We start from the raw sequence: 18,657 nt of genomic DNA on the forward strand, positions 1-18,657 counted from the left end.
AGATACAAGATGCCATCTGCGCTCGATTTGCGCCTGGAAGCCGCCTATAATCTGATCACCGGTCCGGGCGGACCGATCCAGGTCGGGTCCGTCGAACGCTTCGGCCGACAGCTTCCCTTCATCACCAACGCGCCGACGAATCTGGCCGACTATGTCGCCTATTTCGCGATGCAGCACGGTGACGCGACCTTTCTGGTCGAAGGCGACGAACGCCTGTCGTTCAAACAGGTCTATATGGCGGCGCGGCAGGTAGCGGCGGGGCTGATCGAGGGCTATGGCGTCCAGCGCGGCGACCGCGTCGGGCTGGCGATGCGCAACGCCAACACCTGGTGCGTTTCGTACATCGGGATTTTGCTCGCGGGCGGCTGTGCGACGCTGCTCAATGGCTGGTGGCAGGGCGGCGAGCTGGCGGCGGCGATCGCGGACAGCGAAACCAAACTGGTCATCGCCGACGTCCAGCGCGCGGCGCGGCTCGAAGAGGTCGACCATGGCGCCAAGGTCGTCACGCTCGACATCGCGCAGCCGATCGATCAGGCGATTGCCCCGATCACCGGCGCGGGCGGCAATGCCGCAACCGCGCTGCCGAAGCTGACCGGGCAGGATCTGGCGACGATCCTGTTCACCTCGGGCTCGACCGGCCAGTCGAAAGGCGCATACTCGCGCCACGAAGCGGTGGTGCAGGCGATCTTCAACTATGTGACGCAAACCGCCAGCATCGTACATCTGCTGACCGAAGACGGGCTGATGTCTGACATCCAGCCCGCGACGCTGATCTGCACCCCGCTGTTCCACGTCACCGCCGAAATCCCGGTGTTCCTGCAAAGCTTCGCGCTCGGGCGTAAACTGGTGCTGATGCCGAAATGGAACGCCGAGGAAGCCATGCGGCTCATCCAGGACGAACAATGCAATTATTTCGTCGGCGTCCCGCTGATGAGCTATGAAATCCTGATCCACCCCAACCGTAAGAATTACGACCTGTCGACGTGCAAAAGCTACGCCGGCGGCGGCGCGCCGCGGCCGCCCGAGCATGTCAAACGCCTCGCGACCGAAATGGGCGAGGGCAAGCCGCTTCTCGGTTACGGGCTCACCGAAACCAATGCGGTCGGCTGCGGCATCATCAACGAAAACTACCTCGCCAAGCCGCTGTCGACCGGCCCCGCGTCGAAACCGCTGGTCGACCTCGCGATCCTCGACGACGATGGCAACGAGCTGGCGCAGGGGAAGGTCGGCGAGGTCTGCATCCGCTCGGTGTGCAATTTCGAAGGCTATTGGAACAACGAGGCGGCGTCGAAGGCGGCCTTTTTCGACAATGGCTATTTCCGCTCGGGCGACCTCGGCTATCTCGACGAAGACGGCTATTTGTTCATCGTCGACCGCAAGAAGGACATCATCATCCGCGGCGGTGAAAATATCAGCTGCCAAGAGGTCGAGGCGGCGATCTACGAACATGGCGACACCAACGAATGCGCGGTGTTCGGCCTGCCCGACGAGCGGCTGGGCGAGGTTGTCGGCGCGGTGATCTGGACCAAGCCGGGGAGCAGCGTCACCGCCGAGGATATGTGCTCGTTCCTCAGCCAGCGGCTGGCGCCGTACAAGGTGCCGTACAAGATCTGGATGGTCGCCGACGCGCTGCCGAAGCTCGGCAGCGAAAAGATCGACAAGGTCAGCTTGCGCAACAAATATCGCGACGAATATGCGGCGGAGGTCGCGTAACCTTTTTTTGGTGGCGAGCGAACTCAGATCATGGCCGATGTTGAAATTTCCGTCATCCCGGCGAAGGCCGGGATCTCGACCTGGCGGACGAGAGCACCGGCGGGATCCCGGCCTTCGCCGGGATGACGGTCGGATGGGAGTTGGAGAGCATATGAATGAAGCCACTCCAGCCCCCGTCCCACCACCGCCGCGCGTCTATCGCCACCGGCTGCCGACGCGCATCTGGCACTGGCTGAACGCTGGCACCCTGCTCATCATGCTGATGAGCGGGCTGATGATTTTCAATGCCCATCCACGGCTCTATTGGGGCGAATATGGCGCCAATTTCGACCGCGCCTGGCTGGTGATCGGCTCGACCGCGGACGAAGGCTATTTGCGGATCGGTGACTGGCGGGTCGAAACGACCGGGGTGCTCGGCCGCTGGACCAATGCCGAGGGGGTAGAAAAGACCTGGGCCTTTCCCGGCTGGGCGACGATCCCGACCAGCTACAGCCTTGCCGACGGGCGGCGCTGGCACCTGTTCTTTGCCTGGGTAATGGCGATCGGGCTGACGCTCTACATGCTGTGGACCGCGATCGGCGGGCATTTGAAAAAAGACCTGCACGTCCGCCGCGACGAATGGTCGCCGCGCCATATCTGGCATGACATCAAAGACCACGCGCGGCTGCGCTTTCCGCGCGGCGAAGCGGAGGCGCGGTACGGCATCCTCCAGAAGCTCAGCTACATCGGGGTCATCTTCATCCTGCTGCCGCTGATGATCGCGACCGGGCTCACCATGTCGCCGGGACTGAACGCCAGCGCGCCGTGGCTGCTCGACCTGTTCGGTGGTCGCCAATCGGCGCGGTCGATCCACTTCATCGCCGCCTGGGCACTGGTGGCGTTTTTCCTCGTCCATATCCTGATGGTGCTGCTCGCCGGGCCGGTGAACGAGGTGCGGTCGATGGTGACCGGCTGGTTCCGCCTGCCGCCGGAGAAGGATGCATGAGCGAGATCATTCTGCCGCGCCGCCAGCTGATCGCCCGCGCAGGGGGGCTTGCTGCAACATTGCCGCTGCTGTCGGCTTGCGACGCGATCAACGACGCGCCTGCGGTGCGCAAGATATTGTCGATGGGCGAGGAGATGAACCGCGCGAGCCAGCGCGCGCTCATCGATCGCAACGCCCTGGCGCGCGAATATAGCCGCGCCGACCTGTCGCCTTACTTCCGGCCCAATGGCACGCGGCTGCCCGCGGGCGCCGCCTATGCCGCGCATGCCGCGAGCGGCTTCGCCGACTGGCGCGTGGCGGTCACCGGACTGGTCGCGCGGCCGCTGTCGCTTTCGATGGCCGACATCCGCACGATGCCGCAGCGCACCCAGATCACCCGCCACGACTGCGTCGAAGGTTGGAGCGCAATCGGCCAATGGACCGGCGTCCAGCTGTCGCGCATCCTCGCCGCCGCCGGGGTCCGCGACAGCGCGCGCTATATCGTGTTCCGCTGCGCCGACCGGCTCGGCGACGCGCTCTATTATGAAAGCTGCGACATGGTCGACGCGCGCCATCCGCAGACGATCCTCGCTTGGGCGCTCAACGATGCGGTGCTGCCGATCGCCAACGGCGCTCCGCTGCGCCTCAGGATCGAGCGCCAGCTCGGCTACAAGCACGCCAAATATGTGAACGCGATCGAAGCGGTCGCCAGCCTCGATGGCATCGGCGCGGGCAAGGGCGGTTATTGGGAAGATCGCATCGATTACGAATGGTATGCGGGGATTTGAACCGCGCCGTCACCAGCCAGGACGGCAAAGTTCAGTAAAGTTCAGCCCAATGGCGATCCCCGCTTGGCGCGCTCAATCGGACGCTGCGATGGGCGCGACGCGACTCTTCCGTCAGCTTATTCCATGGCCAAATATTGTAGGAAAGCGCTATTTTCATCCGCAATGGGAAAGCCAATAATCCGAGCCGTTAAACTTCGTTACGCCGGATAGCGCTCGTTCATGACGTCCCAGCTCAGCACAACCAGCTTTTCGAGCACGTCCAAATCGACATCGGCGAGCTTGTTGACGTAAAGGCATGATTTTCCGACCTTATATTTGCCAAGCTGCGCAAACAGAAGGTCCGCCTCGGGCTGGCGGTCGCAGTAATGGCCCATCAGATACAGCGTCAGCGCCGCCTTGCGCGGGCTGAACCCGGCGCGGCACATCGTTCCCGAATGGCCGCTGTCATAGACATAGTCATAGCTGCCATAGCCGATGATCGACGGCCCCCACATCTTCGGCTCCAGCCCGGTGACGCGGCGGTGCATCGCGTCGATCACCGCCGCCTCCTCGCGCCGCCGCGCTTCGGGAACCGCGGCGATGAAGTCGGCGACCGACACCTCGGTCGCCTTGGTCTTGATCTCGGCTTTGCCCATGACGTGTCTCCCCCCGTGAGATTAGCGGCTTGGCGCGCAGAATCCAGTCACCGGTGGCGCGCCGCGATCTGCGCTGCCAACCCCGCGATGCGGCGGCGAAAGCTGGCGGGAGTGACAACCTCGACCTCGGCGCCGAGCGCGAGCATGTCGCGCGCGCCATGGTCGCTGTCTTCGACCATCATTTCCATCGCGCGCCAGCCGTCGGGGGCCGGGGCGTCAGCCGCGGCGACGGCGTCGGCGCCGCGCGGCGATTGCGCCGCCAGCCGTTTGCACCCGTCGGGGGAGGCGCGAACGGTGGCGCGCGTCGCGAACAATTCGGCCTCGAACCGCGCCTGTTCGGCATGCCACCAACGCGCGAGGTGGAAATCGGCCGGGCGCTCGAAGGATGTGGTGCCCACCGCCAGCCGGTCGATGTTTGCGATACGAAAGATGCGCGTCTTGCCGCCGCCGCGCGCCGCCAGATACCATATCCCGGCTTTCAGGACGACGCCGAGCGGATCGACCGTCCAGTCGCGCACCCCCAGCCAGCTGTCGTAGCGCATCGACAGGGTGCGCTGGTCGAGCGTGGCGCGGGCGATCGCGGGCAGGTGCGGCAAGTTTTCACCGCTGCGATACCAGTCGACCGCGTCGAGGTGGAAGCGCGTCGCCATCCGGTCGGCCAGCGCGCCGCCATCGCCCGGCAGCGCCGCGATCAGCTTGTTATGCGCAGCGCTCGTCGCCGCCCCGATCCCGAGTTCGCTCGCGGGACCGGGCAGCCCGATCATCGCCATCGCTTCGGCCTCCTCGGCTGACAGACCGGTGAGCTGGGTACGATAGCCGTCGAGCAACTGGAACCCGCCGCCGGGGCCGCGGTCGCCGTACACCGGGACGCCCGCCGCCGAGAGCGCGTCGATGTCGCGGTAGATGGTGCGTTCGGACACCTCGAATTCGGCGGCGAGATCCGCCGCGGTGAGCCGCCCCCGCAGTTGTAGAAGGATCAGGATCGAAAGGAGGCGGCTCGCACGCATTATTTACGGTAGCAGAAAATAACTGACAAAAAATGTCAGGATGATGGGTCTACCTATGGTGCTGGAGGAAAAGCCCGATGTCCGATTTTACCGTCGCCCCCGCGAAGGCGGGGGCCGCTGTCGGTCTTTGCAGCGCCGAAGGCGCGCCACTGCAGGCGGCCCCCGCCTTTGCGGAGGCGACGGTTGACCGGCGAACCCTGATCACTTTTGCAACAGGAGCCATTATGTCCAGCCTGATCCCCGCTGCCGCCGCCGTGATCAACCCGGCGCCTGTCGGCAAGCCCGGCGATTTCGATTTCCTGACCGGCGAATGGCGCATCCACAATAAATTCCGCGAAGGCGAAACCTGGATCGAATTTCCCGGCGAAGCGACCGTCGTCGCGATTCTGGGCGGCATAGCCAGCGTCGAGGAACTGCGCATCCCGGCGCGCGGCTTTTCGGGCATGGGATTGCGCCTGCTCGACGTTGAAAAGAAAATCTGGTCCGACCATTGGGTCAACGCCAAATCGGGGGTCGTGACGGTGCCGGGCCAGCTCGGCGTGTTCGAGGGCGGCGTCGGCACCTTCCTGTCGGAAGGCGAGGGCGCGAGCGGGCCCGAGCTTTATCGCGGCGTGTGGGACCGGATCACGCCGACCAGCTGCCGATGGTTTCAGGGGACGTCGCGCGACGGTGGCAAGACATGGGACGACAGCTGGTTCATGGACTGGACGCGCGTCGGCTGAGAGTTCGGGCTGACGCGGCAGGGCGGATTGGCCCCGGCCCCACCGCGTCGATCGTGCGATCAGCGCTTCGCGCGCTTGCCCGCGAGTTCGGCGACCAGCGCCGGGGCGGGCCAGATTTTCTCTAGCCCTTCCTGGATCGCCGCGGTCGACACCGCGACGGTGCGGTTCAGCGTGCCGTCATAGCCGAAGTTGCCGCCGAGCGAATGGATATTGCCGTCGAACGCGGTGCCGATCACGCTGCCGTCGCGGGCGATCACCGGCGAACCCGAATTGCCGCCGATGATGTCGTTGGTGGTGACGAAGTCATAGACGATATTCTTGTCGATCCGCGACTCGGCCTTCACGAACCCGTCGGCCAATTTGTAGGGCAGCTGACCCGTCGCGCGGTCGTATGTGCCGCCCATCACGGTGGTCGCGGGGACCGGCTTGCCGCGCTCGGTCCATCCCTTCACCTGGCCATAGGACAGGCGCAGCGTAAAGGTCGCGTCGGGATAGAGCTTGTCGCCATAGGCGGCGAAGCGCGCCTTTGCCAATCGTGCCTGCGCCGCGGTGACCGGCGCGTCATAGTCGCGGTCGAACGCCGTCTTGATCGCGCGGGCGCGTGGGTCGAGCTGGGCAAAGAAACGGATCATCGGGTCGTCCGACGCTGCGATCGCGGCCGCGCCGCCCTCCCACAGTTGCTTGCGATAGGCGGGGTCGGCGAGCTTCGTCCCTTCGACGAGCCGTTTGCCGAGCGCTTCGGGGCTTTCCTTGCCCAGCAGCATTTTGACGTCGGCATTGTCGGCGCCCAGATATTCGCGTGCCTTGCTCGCCCAGAAGCTGACGCCCAGTTCTTCCAGCCAGGGATAGGTCGGGACCGGATCGGTCAGCCGCTTTTCGGTCAGCGGCAGCGCCGAGTCGGTGAAACCGGGCAGGCGCTCGCTGTTCGGCTTGCCCCGTTCGGCGGCGGCGCGCACCAGCGTCATCGCGTACCCGGCCAGCGTCGAATAGCTGGCAGGGCCGCTCTGCAGGAACACGCTGTCGAGATAGGTGTTGCGGCGCTCGGCCATCGCCTTGTCGATTTCGGACCAGGGATCACCGATTTCGGCATTGCCTTTGACCCGTGCGCGCAGGTCGGCTTCTTCGGCGGCCATCTTGGCGGTAAAGGCCGGATCGTTGAGCGCGCGCAGCTGCCCCGACAGCGCCTTGAAGCTGTTTTCATATCCGAACAGCTCGTCGCCGCCTTCGCGCGTCTTGGTGGCATCGCCCTCCATATTGGCAATCAGGCGACCGCGAAATTCGGACAACAGGATGAGCGTCAGCGGCAGGCGTTCGGCGCGCTGGAATTCGCGCTGCGTTTCGGTCAGCAGGCGCTGGGTCGAACCGGGGTTGCCGACGACGAAGGTGATCTCGCCATCCTGCGGCGCGCGCGGATTCCATTTAAGGTGGGTGGGCGTCGCGACCGGCTTCTCATCCTCATAGGCGCGCAGGAAGGCGGCATCCATCGCGTAGCGCGGGAAGTTGAAATTGTCGGGGTCGCCGCCAAAGAAGGCCGCCTGAAACTCGGGCGCCCACGCGATGCGGACGTCGCTATACTTGCGATATTGATACAGCTTGTACTGGCCGCCGCCGAACAAGGTCACCACCTGGCAGCGCGTCTTGGCGCGGTCGGTGCAGCCGGCCGACTCGAGTTCGGCGATGCGCGCGTCGCGCGCCTTGACCAGCGCTTCGCCGGTCAGCGATCCGATCACGCCCTGAATATCGCCGGTGACGTCGGTGATCGACGTGACGACTTCCGCCTGCTGCCCCGGGCATTTGCGTTCGCGCGCGCGGTCGGCGGCGTTGAAGCCGCCCGCCACCAGGTCGCTGTCGGCGGTCGACAGATTCTGCAGGCAGCTGATGACGCAATGGTGGTTGGTCAGGATCAGCCCCTCGCCCGAAACGAACGACGCCGAGCAGCCACCGGTCAGCCGCACCGCCGACGCCTGCGTCCGGTCCAGCCATTGCTTGTTGGGCGCCCAGCCATAGGTGCCCCGAATCGCGTCGGTGGGAACGCCGTCGAACGTCCACATCCCTTCCTCGGCAGCAGCGGGGGTGGCGACGGCGAACGCCGCGGCGGCGGCAGAAGCGAAAGCAAGGGTCAGGCGCATCAAAAATCCTCGTCCGTGAGATATGGTATCATCTGATACTAGCGGTCGAGGTCCGCGCGGCCAAGGGGAATGTTGTGGTAGCGCATCGCGGTTGCGCGGGGGCGGGCAGGCTGCTAGCCGCGCCCGCGATATTCTCTCGCCAAAGGTACCGCCATGTCCGATTCCATCAAGCGCGTCGTCCTTGCCTATTCGGGCGGCCTCGATACCAGCGTCATCCTGAAGTGGCTGCAGGTCACCTATGGCTGCGAAGTGGTGACCTTCACCGCCGACCTGGGGCAGGGCGAGGAACTGGAGCCCGCGCGCGCCAAGGCCGAGCTGATGGGGATCAAGCCCGAGCATATCTATATCGATGACCTGCGCGAGGAATTTGTCCGCGACTTCGTCTTTCCGATGATGCGCGCCAATGCGCGCTACGAGGGCGATTATCTGCTCGGCACCTCGATCGCGCGCCCGCTGATTTCGAAACGGCTGGTCGAAATCGCGCGCGAAACCGGCGCCGACGCGGTCGCGCATGGCGCGACGGGCAAGGGCAATGACCAGGTCCGCTTCGAACTGTCGGCCTATGCGCTGAACCCCGACATCAAGGTCATCGCGCCGTGGCGCGAATGGGATCTGACCAGCCGCACCGCGCTGATCGCCTGGGCCGAACAGCACCAGATTCCGGTGCCGAAGGACAAGCGCGGCGAAAGCCCGTTCTCGACCGACGCGAACCTGCTGCACACCTCGTCGGAAGGCAAGGTGCTCGAAAACCCGTGGGACGAGACCCCCGACTATGTCTATTCGCGTACGGTCAATCCGGAGGATGCGCCCGACACCCCCGAATATATCACGATCGATTTCGAACGCGGCGACGGGGTGGCGCTGAACGGCGAAGCGATGTCGCCCGCAACGCTGCTCGCGGCGCTCAACGACCTGGGCCGCAAGCATGGCATCGGCCGCCTCGACCTCGTCGAGAACCGCTTCGTCGGCATGAAGTCGCGCGGCATGTACGAGACGCCGGGCGGCGAAATCTACGCCCGCGCGCATCGCGGCATCGAAAGCATCACGCTCGACCGCGGCGCCGCGCACCTCAAGGACGAGCTGATGCCGAAATATGCCGAGCTCATCTACAACGGCTTCTGGTTCGCGCCCGAGCGCGAGATGTTGCAGGCGGCGATCGACCACAGCCAGGAAAAGGTCAGCGGCACGGTGCGGCTCAAGCTCTACAAGGGCAACGCCAACGTCGTTGGCCGCAAGTCGCCGAACAGCCTGTACAGCGAACGCCATGTGACGTTCGAGGATGACGCCGGTGCTTATGACCAGAAGGATGCGGCGGGGTTCATCAAGCTCAACGCGCTGCGCCTGAAGCTGCTGGCGAAACGCGATCGTTGATCGGCAACGGCGTCGTTACAAGGAATGTTGGCCTGTTAATTAAACGCAACCATATCGAAGGAAATGAAGGGTTAGCATGACGCGCGGACCTGCGCTAAGGCGCGAATCGTGACAGCGACCCGCTTCTTTTCCGACAATGCGGCAACGGTGCATCCGGCCGTGATGGAAGCGCTCGCGGCCGCCAACCATGTCGACACCGCCTATGACGGCGATGCGCTGAGCATGTCGCTCGATGCGACATTTTCGGAGCTGTTCGAGACCGACTGCGAAGTCGTGTGGATTCCCACCGGCACCGCCGCGAACAGCATCATCCTCGCCCATTTCGTGCGGCCGTGGCAGGGCATCCTCTGTTACGAGGAAGCGCATATCGAGGTCGACGAATGCGGCGCCCCGACCTTTTATTCGGGCGGCGCCAAGCTGATGACGCTGCCGGGGCGCGGCGCCAAGATCGACGCCGAGGCGCTGAAGGCGCGGATCGCGGGGATCCGCAAGGATGTCCATCAGGTGCAGCCCGCGGCGATCAGCATCACCAACGCGACCGAATATGGCCTTGTCTGGCGCGCCGACGAGATTGGCGAGATCAGCCAGGTCGCGCGCGCCAATGGCATGAAGCTGCATATGGACGGCGCGCGCTTTGCCAATGCCGTCGCCCATCTGGACTGCGCTCCCGCCGATGTGACCTGGCGCGCCGGGGTCGACGCGCTGTCGTTCGGCTTCACCAAGAATGGCGCGATGATGGCCGAGGCGATCGTCTTCTTCGGCGGCAGCGGCGGGCCGGGGGTCCGCGAGCTGAAAAAACGCGGCGGCCATTTGCTCAGCAAGGGGCGGTTCGTGGCGGCGCAGATTCGCGCGATGCTGACCAACGACCTGTGGCTCGACAATGCGCGCGCGGCGAACGCCGGGGCGGCGACGCTGGCGGCGGCATGCGGCGACCGGTTGATGCACCCTGTCGAAGCGAATGAATTGTTCGTCCGGCTGACGCCTGCCGAGGCCGCCAAACTGCGCGGCGCCGGTTTTGATTTCTACGATTGGGGCGAAGGCGCGGCGCGGTTGGTGGCGAGCTGGGATCAGGATGCGCAGGCGGTCGCGCCGTTTGCAGCCGCGATCGCCGCGCTATGAGCGCGCCGCCCAGCCTGCTGGCCCCGCGCGTCCTATTCCCCTTCCTCTTCATCACCCTGATCTGGGGGTCGACGTGGATCGTGATTACCGGGCAACTCGGCGTCGTGCCCCCCAGCTGGTCGGTCGCTTACCGCTTTTTCGTCGGCGCTGCCGCGATGTTCGCCTATGCCGCCTGGCGTCGCGAACGATTGACGCTCTCGGGGTTCGGCTGGGGGTTTGCGGCGCTGCTCGGGCTCGCTCAGTTCGCGCTCAACTTCAATTTCGTCTATCGCGCCGAGCTCCACATCACCTCGGGACTGGTTGCGGTGCTGTTCGCGCTGCTGATTGTTCCGAATACCCTGCTCGGGCGCATCTTCCTGAAGACGAAAGTCGAGGGACGCTTCCTGCTCGGTGCCGGAATCGCGATCGTCGGAGTGGGGATGATGATCCTGCACGAATATCGCGCCGCCAACGTCGGGGCCGCCGAAGTGCTGATCGGCACCGCGCTCACCCTGTGCGGCGTGCTCAGCGCGTCGGCATCGAATGTGATGCAGGGATCGAGCGTGGCGCGCGAACAATCGATGGCGGTGATGATCGCGTGGGCGATGCTGTTTGGCGCCCTGGGCGATGCCGTCTTTGCGTGGGCGACCACCGGCCCGCCGGTGATCGAGGCGACACCGGCCTATCTGGGCGGCGTGCTGTATCTGGGGGTCGTCGCCAGCGCGGTGACCTTCCCGCTCTATTTCAACATCATCCGCGCGGTCGGACCGGGGCAGGCGGCATGGTCGAGCGTGCTGATCCCGATCATCGCGATGGGCTTTTCGACGCTGTTCGAGGGGTATCGCTGGGCGCCGCTGTCGATCGCGGGCGGTGCGGTGGCGCTGATCGGGTTGGTGATCGCGGTGGCGAAAAGGCCCGATCGCCCGTCGGTCAGCGGCAATATGGTCGCGGTTCCGGTGGAGCGCGACGCTTAGGTTCGCGACCCTTGGTTGTCACGGGTGTATTGTTTCGATAGGACGGCGACATGAAACGTCTTGCTACTCCGTTCGTCCTGCTCGCCGCCTGCCTGTCCGCACCGGCGCTCGCCCAGACTTCCTGCCAGCCCGGCACTTATGCCGCACCCGATGGCGATTTTGTTGTCCTCGTTCCCTTGCCGTCGATCCCGGCGCCGGGGCTGCGCTACCTGTTCCGCGACGGTCGCCGTGGCGCCACCACGGATGCGACGGCGCCGTTGGCGTGCAGCAACGACGGCGTGATGATCGGCGGGGCGACGTGGAAGCCGATCGTTTTTCGCGAAACGCCTGCGACATTCAACAGCGTGGGGACCAAGCTGTCGGGGGTGCTGATCGAGCCGCCAACCGCCGATCCCAAACGTCCGCTCGTGGTCATGGTCCATGGGTCGGAGCGCAATTCGCCGATCGGCGGGGTCTATGGCTATGCGATGGCGGCGCAGGGGATTTCGGTCTTCGTCTATGACAAGCGCGGCACGGGCGCATCGGAAGGCGAATATACGCAGAATTTCGAACTGCTCGCCGCCGATGCGGCGCAAGCGCTCGGTCAGGCGCGCAGCATGACGCCGGGCCGGGCCGGCCGCGCGGGATTTTTCGGCGGTAGTCAGGGCGGGTGGGTCGCGCCCCGCGCCGCGACGTTGACGAAGGCCGATTTTGTCGCGGTCGGTTTCGGCCTTGTCGCGTCGCCGATCGAGGAGGATCGCGAACAGCTGGTGTCGGAAGTGCGCGCCGCGGGGCAGGGGGATGAGGCGGTGCAGCTTGTGAACCGACTGTCGTCGGCGACCGGCAAATTGCTGCTGTCCAATTTTACCGCGGGTTATGACGAGCTCGACGCGGTGCGACGCGACATGGCCGGCAAAGCGTGGGCCGCGACGATCGCGGGCGAGCATAGCGGCGCGATGCTGCGCATGTCGAACGACGAGCTGCGCCGCGTGGGCCGTGCGCGTTTCGACAATCTGGAGCTGATCTGGGACTATGACGCGCTGGCGGCGCTGAAAAAGCTCGATGCGCCCTTGCTGTGGGTTCTGGCCGGAGAGGATCGCGAGGCACCGATCGAAACAACACGCGGCGCGCTGCTCGGTCTTGCCAAAGGCGGCAGGCCGGTCGACGTTTATCTGTTTCCCGACACCGACCATGGCATGTTCGAATTTCGAACCAATGCCGATGGGTCGCGGAGCGGAACGCGCATTACCGACGGCTATCTGAAGCTGCTCGGCGACTGGATCAAAGGCACAGCGCGCGGTCCCTATGGCCGCGCCGAGCATTTGACAAAAAGCGTCAGCCCGCGCTGATCCGCTCGATGTCGGCGCCGACCGCCTGGAGTTTTTCCTCCAGCCGTTCGTAACCGCGATCGAGGTGATAGACGCGGTTGACCTCGGTCTGGCCCTGCGCCGCGAGCCCGGCGATGATCAGGCTCATCGATGCGCGGAGGTCCGTCGCCATCACCGGCGCACCGACCAGATGATCGACCCCGCGTACCACCGCGCTGCGTCCGCGCACTTCGATGTCGCAGCCCATGCGAGCGAGTTCCGGAACATGCATGTAGCGGTTTTCGAAGATCGTTTCGGTGAACAGGCTGGCGCCCTTGCCGAGGGTCGCCATCGCCATGAACTGCGCCTGCATGTCGGTCGCAAAGCCCGGGTAGGGCGCGGTCGACAGGGTGACGGGTTCGGCGCGCCCCGACATCGCGACGCGGATGCCGGTCTTGCTCTCTTCGACCGCCGCACCGGCCTGGCGCAACGCCGAAAGCGTAGCTTCCATTTCGCTGGCTTTCGCGCCCACCAGTTCGACATCGCCCTCGGTGATGACCGCGGCGCAGGCATAGCTGCCCGCCTCGATACGGTCGGCCATCACCCGGTAGGTTGCGCCGTGCAGGCGGTCGACGCCCTCGATGGTCAGCGTTTCGGTGCCGATACCCTCGATATGCGCGCCCATCGCGACCAGGCAGTTGCACAGGTCGACGATCTCGGGCTCGCGTGCGGCGTTCTCAAGGACGCAGGTGCCCTTGGCGAGCACCGCCGCCATCAGCGCATTTTCGGTCGCGCCGACCGACACCACGGGGAAGGTAAATTTGCCGCCGGGCAGGCGTCCGCGGCCGGGTGCGCTCGCCTTGACATATCCCGAGGCGAGTTCGATCTCGGCGCCGAACGCCTCCAGCGCTTTTAGGTGCAGGTCGATCGGGCGGTTGCCGATCGCACAGCCGCCGGGGAGCGAGACGGTCGCTTCGCCCGCGCGCGCGAGCAGCGGGCCGAGCACGAGGATCGACGCGCGCATCTTGCGAACAATGTCATAGGGCGCGACGGTCGAGGTCAGCGTCGTTGTCCGCGCGGTCATCACGCGGCCGAAATCCTCGGGCCGCGATCCTTCGATCGTCGTCGAGCAGCCGAGCTGGTTGAGCAAATGACCAAAGCCATCGACGTCGGCGAGCCGCGGCAGATTGCGCAGCGTCAGCGGTTCGTCGGTGAGCAGCGCGCAGGGCAGCAGCGTGAGCGCCGCATTCTTGGCGCCGGAGATGGGGATACGGCCCTTGAGTCGCTGGCCGCCGCGAATGACGATCTGATCCATGGCCAGTCTTTAGCGCAAGGGCGCGGACGCGCAAGCGCGGGCACCTTTCGCCGTGGCTTTCCGGTCAGAAATGTGAAACTATTCTGGACGAGTTCGGATCGATCCGGGCAGGGCGAACCGAAGCGGCTTTCACGGGGGAGGGCGTCATGCGCAACAGGTTCGTCACGATCATCACATCTTCGGCGTTGATCGCCAGCCAGCTGGTCGTTCCGGCGATGCCGCAATCGACCTATCCCTATCCACCCCCCACGGCGGACCCGGCCTATAACGGTGGCTATGCGGGTACGCTGCGCTGCGAGTCGCGCAACAACAAGCTTCAGCGCTGCAATGTCCGCACCGACAATCGCGTGGACCTGATCCGGGTGATCGGGGGGCGTTGTTCGAAAGGCCGCGATTGGGGTTTCACTGCGAACCAGATTTGGGTGTCGGGCGGTTGCCGCGCCGAATTCGGCTATGGTTATGCCAACAATGGTGGCTATCCGACCCCTTTGCCGCAGCCGATCGATGATTATGCCGGGACGCTCCGCTGTGAATCGTGGAGCTATAAATATCAGCAGTGCAACGTCCCGACGAACAATCGCGTCGACCTGACCCGCAAGATCGCGGGCAAGTGCAACGCGGGGCGCCAATGGGGCTATACCGGCGATTATATCTGGGTCGACAAGGGCTGCCGCGCCGAATTCGCTTATGGTTACCGCGATGTCCAGCCGACCCGACCCGACAAGGACAAGGGGCCGAGCACGGGACTGATCATCGGCGGGGTCGTCGTTGCCGGCGGGCTGCTTGCGCTGCTGCTCAGCAAAAAGAAGAAGGCCGCGGACGGGACGACCGAGGAAAGCGCGACGACGCACCCGCCGCGCGGGCCCGCTACACTGAGCGCGAACCTCAGCGGCCTGCCGAGCGCGTCGCGGCCGTCGGTGCAAAATTGCATGACCGACGCGGCGCGCCAGATCGGGATAACCGGCGGGACAAAGCTGTCCTACGACAAGCTCGTCTCGCTCGAACAGGGCAATGGCGGCTGGCGGATCCGCGCCGCGATGACCGCGACCTATCCCGACGGCGCCAAATCCATCGAAATGTACTGCCGAGCGACGCCAAGCGACATCATCCAGCTCGATTTTTCGTAGCGAGGGTTTCGCGCCCTATTTCTCCGTCATCCCGGCGAAGGCCGGGATCTCCACGTTGCGTCATGTCGCGAAGGCGAGATCCCGGCCTTCGCCGGGATGACGATATCGGGAACTGGATTTAAGCCAGCAGAGCCTCCTCGACCTGTCCCAGCCGGTCCTTGCCGAAAAACATCGCCTCGCCGACGAAGAAGGTGGGAATGCCGAACACGCCGCGCGCGACCGCGTTTTCGGTGTTAGCGACCAGCTTGGCCTTGATCTCGGGCTCTTGCGTCCGCGCGAGCAGCGCCGGGCCGTCGAAGCCGTTCGCCGACAGGAAGGTCGCGATGACGTCGGGGTCGTCCATCTTCAGCCCTTCTTCCCACATCGCTCGATTCACCGCGTCGACATAATCGTCGAGCACGCCTTCGTCGGCCGCGACGATCGCGCCGCGCATGATCGTCAGTGTGTTGACCGGGAAGTGCGGGTTGAGGCGGAATTTGGTCAGGCCATGTTTTTCGATGAAGCGCCGCATCTCGAGATTTTCATAGGCAAGCTTGGCTGGCGCGTCGGCATATTGGATCATCGGCGCCTTGTTGCCCGTCGCCTTGAAAATGCCACCGAGCAGGCAGGGGGTGATGACGAGGTCGGCGCCGGTACGGTCGAGCAGTTCGGGCAGCGCCTTCATCGACAGATAGGCGTTGGGGCTGCCGAAATCGAAGATGAGTTCTAAGGTCCTTGTCACCATTTTTCTCCCCAGGGGCGAAGGTCGAGTTCGTGCGTCCAGGCGCTTTTCGGCTGCTTGTGGAGCATCACATAATTGGCGGCGATCGCGGCCGGATTGAGGATCAGATCCTGCGCCTTGGCATTGTCGAAATCGGGATGGCGACCCTTGATGAAGTCGGTGTCGATCGCGCCGTCGATGACGGTGTGCGCGACGTGGATGCCCTGCGGCCCCAATTCGCGCGCCATCGCCTGCGCAAGCATACGCAGCGCGCCCTTGGCGCCCGAAAAAGCGGCATAGCCCGACCCGCCGCGCAGGCTTGCGGTGGCGCCGGTAAAGATGATCGTGCCGCGGCCGCGCGGCGCCATGCGCTTCGCCGCCTCGCGCCCCATCAGGAAACCGCCGAGGCACGCCATTTCCCAGACCTTTGTGTAAACGCGCACCGTCGTCTCGGCGATCGGGAAGTTCACATTGGCGCCGATGTTGAACACGGCGACCTCGACCGGGCCGACCTCGGTTTCGACCTGATCGAACAGCGCGATCATCGCCGCTTCGTCGCGCGCGTCGGCAGGGAAGGCGCGGGCCTGACACCCGTCGTCGCGGATCGACTGCGCCAGCGTTTCCAGCTGATCGGCGTTGCGTTCGCGGCGGTTGACGCAGGCGGTCAGACCCTCGGCGGCGAACGCGCGGGCGATGGCGCCCCCTGTGGCGTCGCCGGCGCCAATGATGACGGCTGCAGGATTGGGCATAAGCGACTCTCCTCTTGCGGTTCATAGTAACTATGATAATCATAGTGACAAGAGGTTTTTGGGGACACCAAAGAGAGCTATTGAGATTGCGCGCAAGAATGTTGTCATTGCGAGCGAAGCGAAGCAATCCAGAGCGGATTACGCTCCCCTGGATTGCTTCGCTTCGCTCGCAATGACGGAAGGTAGATTAACCCGATGCCCAAACGCACCGATCTATCCGACACCTTCTGCCCCGTTGGCCGCTCGGCCGAATTGCTCGGCGACCGCGCGGTGCTGCTCATTCTCCGCGATCTGTTTTTCGGCAATCGGCGGTTTGAAGTCATCGCCGCGAATACCGGGCTCGGCCCGCAGCTCGTATCGGCGCGGCTCAAGCGGCTCGAGAGCGAGGGCGTGGTCGAGCGGCGCGCGTATCAGGAGCGCCCCGTCCGCCACGAATATTGGCTGACCGCCAAGGGCAAGGATCTGTTCGGCGTGCTTTATGCGATGCGCGGCTGGGCCGAACGCTGGGCGTATCGCGACGGCGAAACCGGCGGCGGATCGGCGATGCGCTATATCCACCGTGCCTGCGGGAGCGACGTGGGGACCGCGTTGGTGTGTCCGGGGTGCGGCGAAACGCTGGGCTATGGCGATTTGAAGGGCGAGCCGTCACCGGAGCTCAGGGCCGAGCAGGCGCGCCGGGGTCGATCGGAATCTGCTCGCCGGTAAAGCGGGCGGCTAATTTAATGGCAGGCGGGGGTGCGACCCGAAGAGCTCGGCGCAAACCGGTCCCCGCCTGCGGCTGAACCGCGGGTTCAGCCAGCGTCCCCCGCCGGTTTGCGATAGGGGACGAATTCGCCAAAAACGCAGGTCGGACCGCGAATGCCGCTCGACCGATCGACCAGATGAAAGAAATCGCCTTCGCAGGTCGAGGATCCGAACTGGCGGACGACCATGATATCGCTGTCGCGGGCGAGGCCAGGGCAACTGCTTTTGAGGTCGTTGCGATACACCAGATTGCCGCCCGACCGATAAAGAAGAATATTGTCCGACACGCGGATCGTGTCGTTGCTGCGATAATTGGGCAGGCACCGCATCGGTTCGCCCGGAATCTTTCCCGCCAGTTGTTTGTCGAGCCGCTCGGCCTGCTTGGGTGTCAGCGCCGCGGCGCCCGGTTCGGCGGTGCCCGCGGGCGCGCAGCTGGCGACCAGCGGCGCCGCTGCGATCAGCAGTACGGCGCGCATCGGGTTCAGCATGGCCATGGCATTGCTCCTTGAGATTGCTGAATATATTACTGACAGATGAACGGGCGCTGAAGCGGCAGCATCAGGCCGCGTCCTTCAGCGCGCGGATACGCCCGAGTTCGGTGGCGCTCGTCGCGCGCAAAAAGGGATTGGTCGCGCGTTCGGCGCCGATCGTCGTCGGCACCGTCGCTTCCCCCGCCGCGCGCGCCGCCTCGACCGCCGCCAGCCGCGCCGCCAGCGCTTCATTGTCGGGGTCGACAGTCACCGCAAAGCGCGCGTTCGACAGCGTATATTCGTGCGCGCAATAGACGCGCGTTGCATCGTCAAGCGAGCCGAGTTTCTGCATGTTCGCGAACATCTGGTCCGCGGTGCCTTCGAACAGGCGACCGCAGCCCATCGCGAACATCGTGTCACCGACAAAGATCGCGCCGTCGTCAGCGAAATGATAGGCGATGTGGCCTGCCGTGTGGGCGGGGACGTCCCACACACTCGCGATGTGATTGCCCAGTCGCACCGTGTCGCCGCCCTGTACCTGTACGTCGAGCGTCGGGATGCGAGCATATTCGGCGGCGGGACCGGTGATCGTGCAGCCGGTTGCTTCCTTCATCGCGGCGTTGCCGCCGGTGTGGTCGGGATGCCAATGGGTGTTCCAGATGTCGGTGATCGTCCAGCCGCGCTCGGCCGCGGCTTCTAGTACCGGATCGGCAACTGCGGGATCGACGACCATTGTCCCACCGCTAGCGGAATCGTGGACCAGCCAGACATAATTGTCGCTGAGCACCGGGATGCGGACGATTTCGAGTGCAGTCATGCGTCGCTCCTTTCGTTCACCGGCCTCATGCCTGCAAGACGGAGGCGC

At 64.8% G+C, this 18,657-nt stretch carries 18 protein-coding genes; 10 read left to right on the forward strand and 8 right to left on the reverse strand.

The genetic code is table 11. From position 1 onward, the window contains the following. Positions 1-9: 9 nt before the first annotated feature. The 3 genes from G9408_RS01355 to G9408_RS01365 all read left to right on the forward strand — a co-directional run bounded on the left by G9408_RS01355 (position 10) and on the right by G9408_RS01365 (position 3,465). Positions 10-1,713, forward strand: coding sequence for a class I adenylate-forming enzyme family protein (locus tag G9408_RS01355; protein WP_168452373.1), 1,704 nt, complete (start codon positions 10-12; stop codon positions 1,711-1,713). A 151-nt stretch (positions 1,714-1,864) separates the two neighbouring features. After that, complete coding sequence (locus tag G9408_RS01360; protein WP_168452374.1) at positions 1,865-2,698, forward strand: cytochrome b/b6 domain-containing protein; 834 nt, start codon at positions 1,865-1,867, stop codon at positions 2,696-2,698. Continuing rightward, entirely contained in the window at positions 2,695-3,465 is a 771-nt protein-coding gene (locus G9408_RS01365) for a molybdopterin-dependent oxidoreductase (RefSeq protein WP_168452375.1), read from the forward strand. Before G9408_RS01360 ends, G9408_RS01365 begins: the two co-directional genes overlap by 4 nt. A 197-nt stretch (positions 3,466-3,662) precedes the next feature. On the opposite strand, the gene G9408_RS01370 is transcribed toward G9408_RS01365, so the two are convergent. Continuing rightward, on the reverse strand, positions 3,663-4,100 hold the full coding sequence (locus G9408_RS01370; RefSeq protein WP_168452376.1) for a DUF1801 domain-containing protein: 438 nt from the start codon (positions 4,098-4,100) through the stop codon (positions 3,663-3,665). A 47-nt stretch (positions 4,101-4,147) separates the two neighbouring features. Next, positions 4,148-5,107, reverse strand: coding sequence for a helix-turn-helix transcriptional regulator (locus G9408_RS01375; RefSeq protein WP_168452377.1), 960 nt, complete (start codon positions 5,105-5,107; stop codon positions 4,148-4,150). A gap of 224 nt (positions 5,108-5,331) precedes the next feature. Here G9408_RS01375 and G9408_RS01380 point away from each other — a divergent pair, with 224 nt between their 5' ends. After that, a complete protein-coding gene (locus tag G9408_RS01380; RefSeq protein ID WP_168452378.1) occupies positions 5,332-5,829 on the forward strand; it encodes a DUF1579 domain-containing protein in 498 nt (165 codons plus the stop codon). A 59-nt stretch (positions 5,830-5,888) separates the two neighbouring features. Here G9408_RS01380 and G9408_RS01385 read toward each other — a convergent pair whose 3' ends face one another. Then, the gene (locus G9408_RS01385) at positions 5,889-7,958 is read right to left on the reverse strand and encodes a S46 family peptidase (protein WP_168452379.1); all 2,070 of its coding nucleotides are present in this window, start codon (positions 7,956-7,958) and stop codon (positions 5,889-5,891) included. Positions 7,959-8,111: 153 nt separating this feature from the next. Here G9408_RS01385 and G9408_RS01390 point away from each other — a divergent pair, with 153 nt between their 5' ends. The 4 genes from G9408_RS01390 (at position 8,112) to G9408_RS01405 (ending at position 12,729) form a co-directional block, all read left to right on the forward strand. After that, a complete protein-coding gene (locus tag G9408_RS01390) occupies positions 8,112-9,329 on the forward strand; it encodes an argininosuccinate synthase (protein ID WP_168452380.1) in 1,218 nt (405 codons plus the stop codon). Between the two features lie 108 nt (positions 9,330-9,437). Continuing rightward, positions 9,438-10,448, forward strand: a complete 1,011-nt coding sequence (locus G9408_RS01395; protein WP_168452381.1) for a threonine aldolase family protein — start codon at positions 9,438-9,440, stop codon at positions 10,446-10,448. Continuing rightward, a complete protein-coding gene (locus G9408_RS01400; RefSeq protein WP_168452382.1) occupies positions 10,445-11,401 on the forward strand; it encodes a DMT family transporter in 957 nt (318 codons plus the stop codon). Before G9408_RS01395 ends, G9408_RS01400 begins: the two co-directional genes overlap by 4 nt. A gap of 50 nt (positions 11,402-11,451) precedes the next feature. Continuing rightward, on the forward strand, positions 11,452-12,729 hold the full coding sequence (locus G9408_RS01405) for an alpha/beta hydrolase family protein (RefSeq protein ID WP_168452383.1): 1,278 nt from the start codon (positions 11,452-11,454) through the stop codon (positions 12,727-12,729). On the opposite strand, the gene murA is transcribed toward G9408_RS01405, so the two are convergent. Beyond that, positions 12,716-14,002: a UDP-N-acetylglucosamine 1-carboxyvinyltransferase gene (gene murA / locus G9408_RS01410; protein WP_168452384.1), complete on the reverse strand. Its 1,287-nt coding sequence runs from the start codon at positions 14,000-14,002 to the stop codon at positions 12,716-12,718. The genes G9408_RS01405 and murA overlap by 14 nt on opposite strands. 146 nt (positions 14,003-14,148) lie before the next feature. Between murA and G9408_RS01415 the strand changes: the two genes are divergently transcribed. Further along, a complete protein-coding gene (locus G9408_RS01415; RefSeq protein ID WP_168452385.1) occupies positions 14,149-15,129 on the forward strand; it encodes a DUF3011 domain-containing protein in 981 nt (326 codons plus the stop codon). Between the two features lie 118 nt (positions 15,130-15,247). Here G9408_RS01415 and G9408_RS01420 read toward each other — a convergent pair whose 3' ends face one another. Then, a complete protein-coding gene (locus tag G9408_RS01420; RefSeq protein ID WP_168452386.1) occupies positions 15,248-15,853 on the reverse strand; it encodes a 2-hydroxychromene-2-carboxylate isomerase in 606 nt (201 codons plus the stop codon). Further along, positions 15,847-16,578, reverse strand: a complete 732-nt coding sequence (locus G9408_RS01425) for an SDR family oxidoreductase (protein WP_168452387.1) — start codon at positions 16,576-16,578, stop codon at positions 15,847-15,849. Before G9408_RS01425 ends, G9408_RS01420 begins: the two co-directional genes overlap by 7 nt. A gap of 195 nt (positions 16,579-16,773) precedes the next feature. Between G9408_RS01425 and G9408_RS01430 the strand changes: the two genes are divergently transcribed. Then, positions 16,774-17,283: a winged helix-turn-helix transcriptional regulator gene (locus G9408_RS01430; RefSeq protein ID WP_168452388.1), complete on the forward strand. Its 510-nt coding sequence runs from the start codon at positions 16,774-16,776 to the stop codon at positions 17,281-17,283. An 86-nt stretch (positions 17,284-17,369) separates the two neighbouring features. On the opposite strand, the gene G9408_RS01435 is transcribed toward G9408_RS01430, so the two are convergent. Further along, positions 17,370-17,816, reverse strand: a complete 447-nt coding sequence (locus G9408_RS01435) for a hypothetical protein (protein ID WP_137870275.1) — start codon at positions 17,814-17,816, stop codon at positions 17,370-17,372. A 64-nt stretch (positions 17,817-17,880) separates the two neighbouring features. Next, positions 17,881-18,609, reverse strand: coding sequence for a hydroxyacylglutathione hydrolase (gene gloB, locus G9408_RS01440; RefSeq protein ID WP_168452389.1), 729 nt, complete (start codon positions 18,607-18,609; stop codon positions 17,881-17,883). Between the last annotated feature and the right edge of the window lie 48 nt (positions 18,610-18,657).

It is taken from the genome of Sphingopyxis microcysteis, from assembly GCF_012274265.1.
GTDB classification, from domain to species: domain Bacteria; phylum Pseudomonadota; class Alphaproteobacteria; order Sphingomonadales; family Sphingomonadaceae; genus Sphingopyxis; species Sphingopyxis microcysteis.